General features: G+C 38.5%; 17 protein-coding genes. 10 read left to right on the top strand and 7 right to left on the bottom strand.

What is annotated here, in order from left to right; all coding sequences use genetic code 11:
• The first annotated feature begins 320 nt into the window (after positions 1-320).
• The 3 genes from IEX12_RS16780 (at position 321) to IEX12_RS16790 (ending at position 1,825) form a co-directional block, all read left to right on the top strand.
• Positions 321-902, top strand: a complete 582-nt coding sequence (locus IEX12_RS16780) for an SCO family protein (protein WP_088050005.1) — start codon at positions 321-323, stop codon at positions 900-902.
• Positions 903-1,026: 124 nt separating this feature from the next.
• Positions 1,027-1,506, top strand: coding sequence for a YkyB family protein (locus tag IEX12_RS16785; RefSeq protein ID WP_088050004.1), 480 nt, complete (start codon positions 1,027-1,029; stop codon positions 1,504-1,506).
• A gap of 100 nt (positions 1,507-1,606) precedes the next feature.
• Entirely contained in the window at positions 1,607-1,825 is a 219-nt protein-coding gene (locus IEX12_RS16790) for a hypothetical protein (RefSeq protein ID WP_088050003.1), read from the top strand.
• 14 nt (positions 1,826-1,839) lie between these two features.
• On the opposite strand, the gene IEX12_RS16795 is transcribed toward IEX12_RS16790, so the two are convergent.
• From IEX12_RS16795 to IEX12_RS16810, 4 genes are all read right to left on the bottom strand, one after another.
• Positions 1,840-2,193, bottom strand: coding sequence for a hypothetical protein (locus tag IEX12_RS16795; protein ID WP_088050002.1), 354 nt, complete (start codon positions 2,191-2,193; stop codon positions 1,840-1,842).
• 564 nt (positions 2,194-2,757) lie between these two features.
• Positions 2,758-3,363: a DJ-1/PfpI family protein gene (locus IEX12_RS16800; protein WP_155555530.1), complete on the bottom strand. Its 606-nt coding sequence runs from the start codon at positions 3,361-3,363 to the stop codon at positions 2,758-2,760.
• Between the two features lie 278 nt (positions 3,364-3,641).
• On the bottom strand, positions 3,642-3,989 hold the full coding sequence (locus IEX12_RS16805; RefSeq protein ID WP_088049999.1) for a hypothetical protein: 348 nt from the start codon (positions 3,987-3,989) through the stop codon (positions 3,642-3,644).
• A gap of 184 nt (positions 3,990-4,173) precedes the next feature.
• Complete coding sequence (locus IEX12_RS16810) at positions 4,174-4,362, bottom strand: hypothetical protein (protein WP_088049998.1); 189 nt, start codon at positions 4,360-4,362, stop codon at positions 4,174-4,176.
• A gap of 323 nt (positions 4,363-4,685) precedes the next feature.
• Here IEX12_RS16810 and IEX12_RS16815 point away from each other — a divergent pair, with 323 nt between their 5' ends.
• From IEX12_RS16815 to ric, 4 genes are all read left to right on the top strand, one after another.
• Entirely contained in the window at positions 4,686-5,777 is a 1,092-nt protein-coding gene (locus IEX12_RS16815) for an N-acetylmuramoyl-L-alanine amidase family protein (RefSeq protein WP_088049997.1), read from the top strand.
• 158 nt (positions 5,778-5,935) lie between these two features.
• The gene (locus IEX12_RS16820) at positions 5,936-6,862 is read left to right on the top strand and encodes a DMT family transporter (protein WP_088049996.1); all 927 of its coding nucleotides are present in this window, start codon (positions 5,936-5,938) and stop codon (positions 6,860-6,862) included.
• A 329-nt stretch (positions 6,863-7,191) separates the two neighbouring features.
• Positions 7,192-8,406: a bacillibactin exporter BcbE gene (gene bcbE / locus IEX12_RS16825; protein ID WP_188725556.1), complete on the top strand. Its 1,215-nt coding sequence runs from the start codon at positions 7,192-7,194 to the stop codon at positions 8,404-8,406.
• 114 nt (positions 8,407-8,520) lie between these two features.
• Positions 8,521-9,219, top strand: coding sequence for an iron-sulfur cluster repair di-iron protein (gene ric / locus IEX12_RS16830; RefSeq protein WP_371871339.1), 699 nt, complete (start codon positions 8,521-8,523; stop codon positions 9,217-9,219).
• 142 nt (positions 9,220-9,361) lie between these two features.
• Here ric and IEX12_RS16835 read toward each other — a convergent pair whose 3' ends face one another.
• Positions 9,362-9,526, bottom strand: a complete 165-nt coding sequence (locus IEX12_RS16835) for an FbpB family small basic protein (RefSeq protein WP_088049993.1) — start codon at positions 9,524-9,526, stop codon at positions 9,362-9,364.
• 109 nt (positions 9,527-9,635) lie between these two features.
• On the opposite strand from IEX12_RS16835, the gene IEX12_RS16840 reads away from it, so the two are divergent.
• Positions 9,636-10,796, top strand: a complete 1,161-nt coding sequence (locus tag IEX12_RS16840) for an aminotransferase A (protein ID WP_088049992.1) — start codon at positions 9,636-9,638, stop codon at positions 10,794-10,796.
• A 58-nt stretch (positions 10,797-10,854) separates the two neighbouring features.
• On the opposite strand, the gene IEX12_RS16845 is transcribed toward IEX12_RS16840, so the two are convergent.
• Positions 10,855-11,028, bottom strand: coding sequence for an aspartyl-phosphate phosphatase Spo0E family protein (locus tag IEX12_RS16845; protein WP_088049991.1), 174 nt, complete (start codon positions 11,026-11,028; stop codon positions 10,855-10,857).
• Positions 11,029-11,281: 253 nt separating this feature from the next.
• On the opposite strand from IEX12_RS16845, the gene lepB reads away from it, so the two are divergent.
• Both lepB and IEX12_RS16855 read left to right on the top strand, forming a co-directional pair.
• Complete coding sequence (lepB, locus tag IEX12_RS16850; RefSeq protein WP_088049990.1) at positions 11,282-11,806, top strand: signal peptidase I; 525 nt, start codon at positions 11,282-11,284, stop codon at positions 11,804-11,806.
• A 544-nt stretch (positions 11,807-12,350) separates the two neighbouring features.
• Positions 12,351-12,503, top strand: coding sequence for a YjcZ family sporulation protein (locus IEX12_RS16855; RefSeq protein WP_088049989.1), 153 nt, complete (start codon positions 12,351-12,353; stop codon positions 12,501-12,503).
• Between the two features lie 63 nt (positions 12,504-12,566).
• Here IEX12_RS16855 and rpoN read toward each other — a convergent pair whose 3' ends face one another.
• A complete protein-coding gene (rpoN, locus tag IEX12_RS16860; protein ID WP_088049988.1) occupies positions 12,567-13,865 on the bottom strand; it encodes an RNA polymerase factor sigma-54 in 1,299 nt (432 codons plus the stop codon).
• Positions 13,866-14,069 lie beyond the last annotated feature (204 nt).

The following is a 14,069-nucleotide window of genomic DNA, read 5'->3' on the forward strand; positions in this document are numbered from 1 at the left end:
CGGATAAGCCACGTCCGGCTCCAGCGCCCAGCGGCTAGTGTGCAACACCCGCCTCCGTACGATAAGTCAACATCGACTCCCTCCGGTCGTCGTGTTTTCTTTATCTCCTACGGCTCAGTCCAGCACATACGCCGCTAAACGGGCGCTTCCACCTTTGTTCTTGGCACTTCGGACGATGTTCTTGATCCCCGAGTTGACGCTACCTGAGTTTCCACTCGATGCTTCCCTTACCCTCCTCATTTTCGTAACACTTTATCCATAGTATTTAAGTTGAAATCATGCTACACTAAGTACGATTTTACTGATATGGAGGATTACATATGATAAAAGGATTCAAGTTGCTTTTCCCCGTAGCCTTATTGGTCCTGTTTTTAAGCGCTTGCGGTGATAAATATGAAGGTGATTTTTCATACGAAATTAAGGATTTCACCTTTACTAATCAGGATGGGAAGGAAATTAGTAAAAGTGATTTGGAAGGGAAATTCTGGGTTGCAGACCTTGTTTTCACAAATTGTGAGACGGTATGCCCGCCTATGACCTCCAATATGGCAAAATTACAAAAGCAATTAAGTGATGCTGGTCTTGATGATGTTCAATTAGTTTCCTTTAGTGTCGATCCAAAAAGAGATACGCCAGATGCATTGAAAGAATATGCCATGTCAAGAGGTGCAGCAAACCTTGATAATTGGCATTTATTCACAGGATACGATTTCGATACGATTAAAGAGTTTTCTATAAAATCGTTTAAATCACCACTAGAAAAGGATCCCGACTCAGACCAGGTTTTACATGCAACAAGTTTTTTTCTCGTTTCTCCTGAAGGAAACGCCATCAAACGATATGACGGCAGAAAACCTGGTGACATGGAGAAAATAGTCCAGGACATAAAGGATATGCAATAGGCTGCAAACGGAGCAGAAATTTACTGCTTCGTTTTATTTTTTTGTACGATCGGATCTTGAAAATGGACAGGCTTTCCTGTACGATATAGACAAGCTACCCGAAAGACCGAAAGGAGGGAAAACGATGGATGATAAATCGATTTCATTAAGTGAACTGGCAAAAGCACTATATACCATTAATCGCCATGCTAAAACTGCACCTGATCCAAAACACCTATATTTTATTAAGAAGGAAACCATTAAACAGCTTTTACAGAAGAAACATGCAATAAAAGTTGGCCTTCACTTTTCCGATCATCCAAAACTCAGCAATCAGCATTCAACACTACTTGTTAAAGTGGATAATTACTATTTTCATATACCCCCGACGAAAGAAGACTTCAAAGAGCTTGAGCACCTTGGTACACTTGATCAGGACTTTCGAAATCCTCGAACAAAAATGTCACTTTCACAAGCAAAAAAAATAATCTATCGTTATATTGATTGGAAGCCAAAAAATGAGTCAAAGCAGACCCGGAGAAAACAGTATACCTCTTCCTACTATACTCCGTCATCTCTCGGGAAAATGGAGTGGCCTCCAAAAAAAGCACACCGTAATTACTAATGGAAATCAGGAAAAGAGCGCATGTAAATTAAATACATGCGTTTTTCATGTTTTAAACGGTTCTGAATAAGGAATTGGTATTATATGAGGAGAGGATAACATGCGGATAGAATTAAAAGATTTTTTGTATGAGCTTGGTAAATACGCTGACCAAACCCATATTTTAAAGGACAAATATGAAAAACTGGCAGATGATGAAAAGGTATTCGTTTTACAGCATTCCCCTGATAATCAGCTCTCACCAATCGTACAGGACAAACTGGCATTTGACTGGTTATCAACAATGCAGCAGGAAATTGGAGCAGCGGACGAAAAATAGCGTATGAACCGAAATCATACGCTTTTTTTCTTGCCCCTTTTTACGATTACTTCAAAAATCCGGACAATAAATAACATACAACCAAAAGCTGCCAAACTTTGCAAGGCTGTCCGAATCAGACTACTTATTACATCATCCGACTGATGGACACTAAAGCCCAGCATACATATTAAAACAAGCATGCTTGTAATCAGATAACTTATAACCTTAGTCGACTGTAACGCAACAAACCAATGAATAATTGGCTGTATTATATAATAACAGGTAAAAATTCCGATAAAAATGACAATAAAATAGAGTTGCTCTTTCGTTAAGCCTAGAGATAGCAGCTGCGTCAGACGAATCCAGCTGAAGCCGGTAAATATCATGACACTTGTCCCTCCCCGTTTTTATTAGTAACCAGCTTTAACGAATAGTTGCTGTTATATACAAGGACTTCCCACTTCTGTTAGCAAGGATGGATTGTGTGTTGTCTAACTCTATCAACGCTACCTTTCCGGCAAAGAGTGGACAGCATCATTCTTACAATTAATCATTAATCAATCTACATATAGATTGAACGATATGACTTTTCATATCGATTAAAACCAATTTTGAATGTAAATCACTTAAAATGCTTTGTTTCGCATCTCCCTTCCCCATCCAGCTCCCCACTTCTAGTCATATAAACATGTTCAAATCATGAAAACAAAATCTGTACCAAACCGCTCTATTAAGGATGAGTCTATAATCAATTGAAGCTAAACAACACTTACCACTATTTTCCAATTCGTTCATATAGTATTTACAGTTATTTTAATATGGCAGGATGGCGGATCTTGTAACAGTATCTCTCTAATCTCGTCAATGTTCACTTCTTTAAAAATTTTGGGCTTGGTGAAATGAATAAAAAGTCGTTATACATTCGAGAAAATCTCCCATTAGTGAAATTATTAATGTACAAATTCAATATTTTTAGCTGTCCGTTTAGCAATAGATTTCCCCATTATTTGCTCAACAAGATAGAGAGTCATATTAATCCCCGAAGAAACCCTACTATCATGCACGACTTTGCTGTCTGAAACAACTCTAATATCAGGGTGTTTTTTTTGTAATATTTTCAATGCTAAATGATGAGTTGTTGCCTTCTTCCCATCTAACAAACCGGTTTTCCCCAATATAAATGCTCCTGTACAGATAGAGCATATGTATTCAATACTACTATGTTTAATAATCCAGTCTTGTATCTTTTGATTTTTAACCACAGATTGTACTGCCCTTAAGGGGCCACCTGGAATTATTAGTATATCTAATTCAGGGCTATTACCGATACTAAAATCAGGTTCTACTTTTATCCCTGAATGAGTTTTTATTTGCATTCCTGTGTCTGTAATTGTAAATACCTCAAATGGTCTCGTATGTAACAAATGCTTTTTGTAAAGGGTAAACGCTTCTTCAACTTTGCTATTGCTGGTTAAGGATAACACTTCTGCCGGACCAGCAAAGTCTAAAATATCTACAAAATCATAAAGTAAAATTCCCACTTTTCTTTTTTTCATATTATTTCTCCCCGTATCAAAACACTTTACTTAAGCGTATTATACAACCTATTCATGTCCCCGATTACTTAACCTCTTTTCTCTACAGATAAGGGTTTGAAGTTATCGCTCCCTTTTCCAAGCTCACACACTACTTACGACTTTTATCGTACACGGTGTTCCAACTAATCCAATCGATATGTATGGCCGGAACACCAACAGGTCACTTCAATGAGATAAACCCTAGACATTTTATCCAGCCTACTTTCAGCTATGCGGACAATTAGGGTTCACGTTTCTCATGAACCCAATTGAAACACAATATCCTCTACTTTAATGGCCATTATTTGCAAGTCATTATTCTTTTTTACCTTTGAAAAATTTTGCTTTTCGAAAAACCCGACCGATCTTTTCAAAGCCTCTAATACCACAAAATTGAAACCGACATAATTGGATATATAGATACAATCATCAAGGGCAAATAATAAAAGTAACTCAATTAATCCTTTATTTCTATATTTATCATCAATTCCTATGTAATGTAGCCTTATGGCGGGAAAATGTTGATTACCTAATAATGTTGAAACATCCCCCCAACCCTCACTATTTCTTTTTGACCTCGTCAAATTAACGTAATCCGTAAACAATGTATAATACCCTAGAAGATTATCCTTATAGTAATATAAATGTGTTTTGCAAGCATGGTGCTTTTCTAATCTGATCGCTTCTTTTTTAAAAACTGTTCTACTTTGGGCTCTGAACATTTAAAAAGGTCAACATCTCTCATATGTTCTTCGCCAAGAGATGTTGACCAAATAAATTCGGTACTTATTATTTTTTCGGCCATGATTTCGGCATCCTTTTTTTCATTTGACGGGCTTTTTTTATTTTTTTTCTCATTTCAATCATTCCATCTTCATCCACTGTACTTTTGTCATTCGCCCAACGAACAAATTCCTTATAATCTTCTTCATTATCGAATCTTATATCCATAGGCTTATACTCTGCTACCTTTGGCATATTTATTCGTCCCCCTTCGCAGCATAAGCTCACCTCCATTAAAGCCTATGCCAACTTATATCTTCATTATGCATGGATATAGTCATTGTTTCAATTTAAATTAATTTTTTTCAGAAAACTCGCCTTATATTATCGGATTTACCTGGGGCAACTATATTCCGGGAGTTACTCATGCCATTCATAAGAAAAATTTCCGCCAAAGCATCTGGTCTAGCACCTTCGCAAACTTTTAATCTAATTTTTTTGGACAATCATGTATATTACTAGATTTTCTTGGCAAGCCTTGCAATATAGCAATCTACCAATTCAGGAGGACGAACGATATGAAAAACAAACTTATTATTGGCATTGGTTTTTTTATTTGCCTATTTATCTTTATTCCAACAGTAAATGCGGAAAGTGGTCAATTGTACAAAGTCGAAACGTCAACAGCAGAACTGCGGGCCGAACCTGGGCAGGAGGCGGAGATCATTGCCGAATTGGAAGGTGGAGACGATATTACGGTGTTCCAGCAATCGTTTGGCTGGGGAAGGACCTTTTATAATGGCAAGGAAGCGTGGGTAGCATTATATAAACTCACCGAAATCAAAGAGGAGAAGGAGACTACGGATACAGAGAAGTCGGCGGAGAAAAAAGCGGATCACGAAAAAGTCCCCGGTGGAACGAAAATGAAACCCGAAGATTCAGACTCACCTTCAAGTCAAGTGAGCGTCGAAAATAATAAGCCAGTTAAAGAAACCAAAGTGGATCAAGACCAGTCTGATTCACCGGCTGCAGCTGAAGCGTGGGATGTTGCCAATGGAGCGGAAGGACGGCTTTTATCCCCCGTGCAAATAGAAAATAAAGACAAGCAGAAGGATCAACGTGATAATAAAGCACTGGCTGGTCATCATGTTGTGATCGATCCCGGCCACGGCGGAAAAGATTCGGGAGCAATTGCCCAAGACGTATATGAAAAAACACTGACACTGGCCACCGCAAAAGAAGTAGCAGATAAATTGCATGATGAAGGAGCGTCTGTTACCTTAACTAGAACAGATGATACTTTTATCTCCTTGGATGAACGGGTACAGATTAGCACTAACCATGATACCGATGCCTTTATCAGCCTGCATTACAACGCATTTACCAAACCGGCTGTCAAGGGGATCAGTTCCTATTATTATGCAGGTGATAACGACCAGAAACTTGCCCGCTCCATTCAATCATCATTGACCAAAAACGTCGGCCTTCATGATCGTGGAGTAAATCAAGCCAATTTTCAAGTATTGCGGGAAAACAGTGATCCTGCCGTACTAATCGAACTTGGGTTTATTAGTAACCCTGACGAACGAAAGACTATCCAAACGGCAGCCTATCAGAAAAAAGCAGCAGATGCCATTACATCCGGATTGGAGAATTATTTTACAGACTGATATTGAAATCGGCTAATAGCCGATTTCAATATCAGCCTTTTTTACAGATTTATATACCCCCTAGCGTTGATAAACGATTTTAATTTATGATTAAATACAGATTATTTGCTATACTCTAGAGGTAGACGTTGACTATTGATTGAAGGGGGCATAATAATTTGAATAAAGCGTTTATCTACATTATTCTCGGGGCGGCACTTTGGGGGACAATTGGCTGGTATGTAAAGCACTTATATACATTTGGTTTTACACCAATGGAGGTCGTCACATTACGCGCCTGGTCAACCGCCATTCTGATGCTGCTTTACATGATGATGACAACCCCAAAGAAATTAAAACTAAAATCGATTTCTGATATAAAATATTTTTTGGGTACCGGTATTTTAAGTATCATTTTTTTCAATTATTGTATGTTCACAGCAATTGAGCTATCGACAATTCCTGTTGCCACTGCCCTGCTCTATACAGCACCGGCGTTTGTAACCATTTTATCATTCCTATTATTTAAAGAACCATTAACAAAAGTAAAGCTGATGGCATTATTCATTACCCTGATCGGTACCTGTTTTGTTGTTGGCCTGATTCCGCTTCAATTAGCATCCCTTCAATTAGGTAGTTTATTATTCGGAATCGGCTCCGGGGTCGGCTATGCCCTGTATAGCATTTTCAGTAAGTTTGCACTAAAAAAATACTCCAGTTTGATCATTACGACTTACACATTTGTGGTCGCAGCCATTGTCTTATTGCCGTTTTTTCCATACAGCGAAATGGGGCATTTGCTGCTGGAGCCAGCGGTGCTTTTCTATGCATTTGGTCTGGGATTTCTCCCGACGGCGTTAGCTTATATTATTTATACATATGGATTAAACCAGACAGAGGCATCGAAAGCATCCATTTTAACAACGGTTGAACCGGTTGTCGCAACACTGATCGGTATCTTCATTTTTCATGAAGCATTTTCCTTTTTCCAAATGGTCGGGATGGTTTGTATTATTGGAGCAGTAATAATAATGCAAGTATATGCCAAGTCCCCAAAAATTGCTGCTGAAATAGAGGAACACTACTCAGCAAAGCAGCATTATTAAAAGTGAGTGTTCAAAAAGTCGCCGAATGAGCAGGCCGGCTAAGGTCTCAGGCGTCCTGTTACAACGCCGGCACTAGCACTTCCTGTGCGTCGCAAGAAGGTCGAGGCGGCGTAGCTCCCGGCACTGGGCTTGTACAGGAAGTGCTAACTTCTGCTGTTAGCGATTGTCGTGGGCGGTTTTAGCAGAAGATCCCCTAATGTCAACTCTAGAGTTAGCCGCTTATCATTTGATGAATTTTTGAACATCCTCTAAAAGTTTCTCGTCCACATGTATTTTCCCTCCTCGATTAGAGGATACTAATCGGAAAGTCAGGTATTGGGGGCATACGTATGGAAGAGAAAAAGAAACTGGATTTGCTTTCAATTGCTTCAGTTCCTTTGGTGATGACATTGGGGAATTCCATGCTAATCCCGGTATTGCCGATGATGGAGAAAGAATTGAAGATTACCTCGTTCGAGTCCAGTTTAATTATTACTGTTTATTCCATTATCGCAATTATTCTTATCCCAATTACTGGTTATTTGTCAGACCGGTTTGGCAGAAAAAAAGTAATGATCCCAAGTCTGATTATTACTGCGATTGGCGGACTTATCAGTGGTCTGACTGCCATGCTGCTGGAAAATTCGTATTATTGGATTTTAATCGGCAGGTTTATCCAGGGAATTGGCGCGTCTGGCGCATTTCCAGTTGTACTGCCATTAATTGGTGATATGTTTAAAGATGACCGGAAAGTTAGCAGCAGCTTAGGGCTGGTGGAAACTTCAAATACGGCTGGAAAGGTACTAAGTCCCGTTATCGGTGCAATACTGGCAATGATTGTCTGGTATGTACCGCTCTTGGCTATTCCCGTTTTCAGCTTTATCTCGCTTATTCTCGTTTTCTTTTTACTAAAAGCACCAAAACAACAGGAAAATCCGGTTGCCTTCCGTGAATTTCTGAACACGACCAAAAAGCTGCTGGCCGAAAAAGGAAGATGGCTTTATGCAATCTTTGTAATCGGTGGAATTCTCATGTACGTCTTATTTGGCGTTTTATTTTATTTATCCACACTGCTTGAGGACACGTACAATATAACAGGAGTAATGAAGGGGCTTATTCTTGCTGTTCCCCTGCTTGCATTGTCTTCAGCCTCCTTTTTGACTGGAAAAAAGATTGGCAAGAACAAACAAGTGATGAAATGGCTTTCTTTTTCGGGTTGCTTATTATTATCGTGTTCCGTGTTTGTTATCAGTTTTTCAGAGCATATTGATCTGCTTATCGGTAGTTTAATTTTTAGTGGAATTGGGATTGGGATAACCCTTCCATGTCTTGATACTTTTATTACGGGCGGCATAGAAAAAGAACAAAGGGGAACAATCAGTTCCATCTACAGCAGCATGCGATTTATCGGTGTTGCACTAGGTCCCCCGCTATTTGCTGTCATTATAAAAACATCACATCAAATTCTTTTTCTATCAACTGCAGGTGTTTGTGTGGTTGCCTCGGTTCTTGCGCTTTTATCCATTAGACCAGCGAACCTGCAAAAGGCCAAGTCAAGCAAATAAGTTTTTAGGTACGTTACGATGTAAACAAACATTTCCTTGATACGTGTGATTTTGATCACGACATGAATCATTGAAAAGCATTATCATGTAAGCAAATCCACTAAGGAGGAAATGATAATGGGTACATTTACTGCTGAACATACACCAGCTGAGATTGTAAAGCTCTTTCCAAAAGCAAGTGATCTATTCAAACGACGTCGTATCGATTTTTGCTGTGGTGGCGACAAACCGCTAAGTGAAACATTCACAAAAAGGAATTTGAATGAAACAGCTGTTTTAACCGAATTAAATGATGCATACGATACATGGCAAAACAGTGATCATGACGTAGTCGACTGGAGTGCTGTTCACCCATCAGAACTGATTGATCATATCGTTTCTACACACCATGCATACCTGAACGAAGAGCTTCCGGCTTTAGGGAAATTTGTAACGAAAATCCTGCGTGTTCACGGTGAAAAACATAAACATTTACAGGAATTACATCGTCTGTATAATGAATTTAAAGTGGAAATGGAAGAACATATGATCAAGGAAGAAAATGAAGTATTCCCGCTTATTAAGGAATACGAAAAAAACCCAAGCGAGGAACTTCTGAATCATATTCGGAAGGCGAATGGCGGGTTGGGTGACGAACATGTAGCAGCTGGCAACTTTTTAAAGCGTATGAATGAAATTACAAATGGATTTGAACCCCCAATAGACGCCTGCAATTCCTACCGCATTACCTATGCAAGGCTTGCCGATATGGAATCAGACACATACGAGCATGTTCATTTAGAGAATAACGTGTTATTTAAAAACTTGGCGTAAAGACTTTTCGCTCTCATGATAACAAAATTCCCCCCTTTTCCTTACAGGGGGGAGTTTTTATCTTTGTTCCTGCATATCATAGTACAGAAACATTTTGTGTCACTTTTTATTTATCTTTTTATCTTGTATCTTAAGTTACGTTTTAACCTATGTTATTATTGGATAAAGCTTTTTGTTTTGCTAGTACCAATTTTGCTTGTTTTTTTTCTAAGCGCATTTCAATTTGGTTGATACTTTTTTGATCTTGCAATAGTTCTTGTCTATTTTGCTTTACAAGTTGTTCAAAAGTTTGTGATTTCGGTCTCATTTTGCTACACTCCTTATTTATTGTTAACTCTATTATACCCTATTTTCTGCATTACAAATCGAAATTGTATGAACTTTTTGTTAACATTTTTTGAAAAGGTGGTAATAATTTGCAGCAGTTAATTAATCAGCAAGTAAAAAACATTGAAATATCCGGGATCAGAAAATTTTTTAACATGGTGGCAGATGAAACAGATGTTATATCCTTAACGATTGGGCAACCCGATTTTTATACTCCAGAACATATAAAGAAAGCAGCAACACATGCTATCGATCAAAACAGGACAACATATACACATAATGCAGGTATTTTAGAACTAAGAAAAGCAATTGCCGCCTTTAATGAGGCAAATTACGGGATCAGTTACAACCCCGAAACAGAAATCATCGTAACAACTGGTGCTTCCCAGGCGATTGACATAACCTTTCGTACGCTTCTGAACCCTGGTGATGAAGTTATTCTTCCTGGTCCGATTTATCCAGGCTATGAGCCTTTAATTACGTTGGCAGGTGCAAATGTGATTTATGCCGATACAACAAAAGATAATTTCAAGCTAACCAAGGATAACTTGAGCAACCATATTACAGATAAGACAAAATGTGTTGTACTGCCATATCCGTCAAATCCTACAGGGGCCTCTTTTACCAAAGATGAACTGCAGGAGCTGGTAACTGTTTTAAAACAGCATAACATTTTTATTGTCGCCGATGAAATATACAGTGAATTAGTTTATGATTACCGGCATGTTTCGATCGCAAGCTTCCCCGAAGTCCGTGATAAAACAATTGTTATCAATGGATTATCCAAATCACATGCCATGACAGGATTTCGGATTGGTTATGTCCTTGCGCCTTTTTGGCTCCGGGAACATATGCTGAAGGTTCATCAATATAATGTCTCCTGCGCATCATCCATTAGCCAGTATGCCGCACTTGAAGCATTAACCACTGGTGCAAACGACTCTGCTGCCATGCGTGATGAATATCGCAGGAGACGTGATTATGTTTATGAAAAATTAATCCATATGGGGTTACATGTAAATAGACCTGACGGGGCATTCTACTTCTTCCCGAAATTCCCGAATGCTGCGGTAAATTCATTTGAGTTGGGAATCCGTTTAGTTCGTCAAGGAAAAGTTGCGTTAGTACCCGGGGATTCGTTTTCCTACTTAGGTGAAGGATACATGCGGCTGTCATATGCGTACGATTTACCTACAATAAAAAAAGGATTAGCCAATCTTGAGACTTTTTTGAAAACGGGGAATTTATAGTTCAACGTGGGCACCTTTTGGGTAAAAGGTTGTCCAGGTTGGATATTCATCCATCGTTTCAATACTTAACCTTCTCTTTTTGTTTTATTTGTTCGTACAAATTTAAAAGTTTATCCAATTCCTGACTGGTTGTTATCGATTCCATACTAGTGAACCCTTTTGTCATAGCAACTTCAGTCATTTTTTTTCGTAAAAATTCGATGCGTTCCAGCAGATTCTCGATATCATTCATTTTTGCTCAAACGTACCTCCTTAATAAAGTTGATCAGCCATTTAACTTTAGCATAGTTATACAAATATTGACAAGTCTAAATAATTTTGTAACGGTTCATTCGAAAACAATGTTGCAAAAGGAGGTAGTCTAAAAGCAACAACACCACCTGTCATATGGATCTTTTGAACATTTTCACAAAGTTATTTCTCGTCCCTCCAGCAACGTTATGTTACCATATTATTAGGTGTGCAACAAAGAAAGGATGTTTCCATTGGTTGAGACAAAAAAGAAAAATGAATGGGTTGAATGGGGCAAAGCCATTTTTATTGCCATCCTACTTGCATTTTTTTTACGGACTTTTGTATTTGCTACTTCCATTGTCGAAGGAGAAAGCATGGAGCCTACTTTAGAAAATGGTGAGCGGGTAGTTTTTAATAAATTTATTTACCTTTTCGGTGAACCTGCACGTGGAGATATCGTCATTATTCAACGTCCAATCAAAAATTATGTAAAAAGGGTTATCGCATTACCAGGTGAGACAGTTAAAATGCAGGAACATCAGTTATATATCAATGGAGAGAAATACGAAGACACTTTTGTCAGCCAGGAAGCCATAAACCATACAGGCAACTTTGGACCTGTTCAGGTACCTGAAGATTGTTATTTCGTGATGGGAGATAACCGTGCAATAAGCAAAGACAGCCGAAATGGTTTGGGTTTTATTAATAAAGATACCATTATCGGGAAGTCTGAGTTTATCATCTATCCATTTGAGGAATGGTCAAGAACAAAATAAGAAAAAGTTTTAGCCTTTTTTAGCTTAAGGCGGGAAGCAGAAAACAGGGTCAGTCACAAAGCGTGGCTGACCCTTAATCCACGTATAGCTCCAGCGCCCAGAATCTTTTGTTTCTTCTTACTCATTATCAAAAATACAGTACCCGATATTCAGCAGTACGAGTACTAAGCATATAATTCCAAAGGCTGTTTCCCACATGAGCACGTACCCCCTCTATGTAATTTAAAACAAGCGGCAAAACATAACATAACAGCTTTTCATTATTAGCATACCAATAATTCAAGAAGAAATAAAGTGAAACTTCATTAAGTGACGGTTTCAACTAAATGCTAGTTGAACAACTCGGACTTTTACAGGTAGTTGTCCCCTACTCACCTTCCTATATTCTTTTACAGTCCGCAAGTGGGAATCTTACTGCCCGTTAAGGCGGGATAAAGCAGCATAATTGTATTGTCCCCTTTTTTTATGAACTAATGAAAACGTCCATACATTTTGTGTACATTTACATATAGTATAACTGTAAACGTCCAGGAGGTGAAATACGATGTCATTTGGTTATGGCGGCTTCGGCGGCGGTTGTGGCTGTGGCGGTGGCTACGGGTACGGTGGCTACGGATATGGCGGCGGTAATAACTTCGCGTTAATTGTAGTACTTTTCATTCTTCTAATCATAGTCGGAACAGCCTTCTATTGCTAACAAACAATTCCAGCTTGTGCTAATGCACTTAGCACAAGCGTTTTGTTATGATGAAATATGCCCTCATATATCAATCTCCTTCCGTTTGCTTGACGAAGGAATCTTCAGTTCTTCACGATATTTCGCAACTGTTCTTCTTGAAATAGTAATTCCTTTTTTTGTTTTGAAATAATCGGCTATCTTTTGATCGGAGAATGGCTTTTGTTTGCTCTCATTTTCAACGATATCCTTTAATAATAATTTAACCTTTGTCTGTGATGCCGAATTCCCATCACTTGTTGCCAGTTTGGAAGCAAATAATGATCGAATATCGTATGCGCCTTTTGGGGTTTGAATTACCTTATTCATGGTTGCTCTTGAAACAGTTGATTCATGCATATTAATTTCATCGGCTACCTCCTTCAAGGTTAGCGGCTGCAGGGCTTGAAATCCATTCATCAGAAAACGGTACTGCTTACGTACGATGACATTGACAATCTTTAAAATAGTTGATCGGCGCTGTTCCAAACTGTTAACCAGCCATTGGTAGCTTTTATAGTTTTCCTGAATGTAGCTGGATACCTCGTTTTTGCTTGTTAAAAAGTCTGCATACTGACTATTCAATCGAATTTGCGGTAAATACCCATCATTTAAATAAACGGAAAACCCGTTTCCTGCAGGCTCGACAATAATGTCCGGGTTTAAATAGTCAGCCTGAAAGTTGGATATACAACTACAAGGCTTTGGATCAAGATTCTGAAGACAATCGTTAACTATTTTCACCTCAGATAAAGATACGTCCAACTGTTTGGCAATCGTATTCCATTTTTTATTCGCCAATAGATCCAAATGCTCCCTAATCACACATTCCAGTAAAGGTTCTTCAGGATAATAATGGGTTGCCTGCAGCAGCAAGCATTCCTGTAAATTCCTTGCACCAACCCCAACCGGTTCCAACTGCTGTAACAGCTTAATCCCATTGTCTATTTCTTTTTTATCAATAGAACTATTTTCGGCGATTTCTTCTGTGTTTAATGGCAAATAACCATTTTCATCTAAATTCAGGATAAGATAATGGACTACTCTTCGTTCATCTTCCGTAATATCAAGCCACTGCATTTGTTCAATTAAGTTTTCCCGCATCCCTTTTTCCTGATTTGCAATATAATCAAATGTATCTGCGGTTTTATTGTTTCGATTGGGTTTATGATAAGGGACATCAGGGACTTTTTCCTCTAATTCGATTAAGGGATTTTCCAATTGCTGATCCTGCAGAAACTGATATAACTCATATGTGGAATACTGTAATAACTGTATAGCCTGTCGCAATTCAGTTGTCATTACTAGATTCAGTGTTTGTTTCTGTTGAAGTACAAGTTCCATTTTATTCTCCCCCCTGATAGCTTCATCAACATAGTGAATCCGCTTTCAATATATTATAATACTTTTTAGGGAAATAATCGATGGGTATGTAAAGTTTTTTAACAAAAAATCGAGTTTGGCAAGGTAATTTTCCAATTACATTCATAGCAGGTGTTCCGAATATTAATTAAAAAAATAGGTAGTCCCTGATCGCCGAACCACAAC

This window comes from Lentibacillus populi (assembly GCA_014642895.1).
Taxonomy (GTDB): domain Bacteria; phylum Bacillota; class Bacilli; order Bacillales; family Amphibacillaceae; genus Lentibacillus_C; species Lentibacillus_C populi.